1 protein-coding gene is annotated in these 327 nt (G+C 55.4%); it reads right to left on the bottom strand.

Translation table 11 applies throughout. The features are described 5' to 3' along the window. A partial coding sequence (locus tag ACYP03_RS25145) for an ATP-binding cassette domain-containing protein (protein ID WP_459782547.1) occupies nucleotides 1-327 on the bottom strand: 327 nt, incomplete at both ends.

Below are 327 nucleotides of genomic sequence, written 5' to 3'. Positions count from 1 at the left end.
CACCGGCTTCCATGATAGCCAGACCGTGACAGCGCTCGGCTTCATCCATGTAATGAGTGGTCACCAGAATAGTGGTGCCAGCGTCAGACAAGTCAAAAAGCTGCTCCCAGAAATCACGCCGCGACTGGGGATCCACGGCTGAGGTCGGTTCGTCCAGAAACAGTAAATCCGGTTTATGCATCACAGCCGCCGCCAGGGCGAGCCGCTGTTTCTGTCCGCCACTCATGCTGCCAACCCGTTGTTTCATCAATTCATTAAGGTTATAAGTACTGCCGAGCTCTGCCACCCTGGGCTTCAGCTCTCGGCCTGGCAAACCATAAATCTGGC

The organism is Photobacterium sp. R1 (assembly GCF_054600795.1).
This window is presented reverse-complemented; position numbering and strand designations above follow the sequence as displayed.